Below are 336 nucleotides of genomic sequence, written 5' to 3' on the forward strand. Positions count from 1 at the left end.
CTGACCTGCCAAATGTCAACCTAAGCGGAGCCAACCTAGCCCATGCTAACTTGACAATGGCGTACCTGAGTGAAGCTGACCTGAGCAACGCTAACCTGAGCAACGCTGACCTGAAAAGAGCTGACCTGAGCAACGCTAACCTAAGCGGAGCCGACCTGACCAATGCCAACCTGAACCAAACTGACCTGCCAAATGTCAACCTAAGCGGTGCCAACCTAGCCCATGCTAACTTGACAATGGCGTACCTGAGTGAAGCTGACCTGAGCAACGCTAACCTGAGCAACGCTGACCTGAAAAGAGCTGACCTAAGCGATGCCAACCTGAGCGATGCCAATC

The 336-nt window shown here is 53.3% G+C and carries 1 protein-coding gene and 1 pseudogene; both read left to right on the forward strand.

The genetic code is table 11. The features are described from left to right. Positions 1-5: 5 nt before the first annotated feature. A pseudogene (locus F7Q90_RS28080) lies at positions 6-50 on the forward strand (hypothetical protein); the annotation flags it as partial. A 6-nt stretch (positions 51-56) separates the two neighbouring features. Beyond that, positions 57-336: pentapeptide repeat-containing protein (locus tag F7Q90_RS26240; protein ID WP_249042852.1), on the forward strand; the 280-nt coding region annotated here is incomplete at its 3' end.

This window comes from Pantoea stewartii subsp. stewartii (assembly GCF_008801695.1).
Taxonomy (GTDB): domain Bacteria; phylum Pseudomonadota; class Gammaproteobacteria; order Enterobacterales; family Enterobacteriaceae; genus Pantoea; species Pantoea stewartii.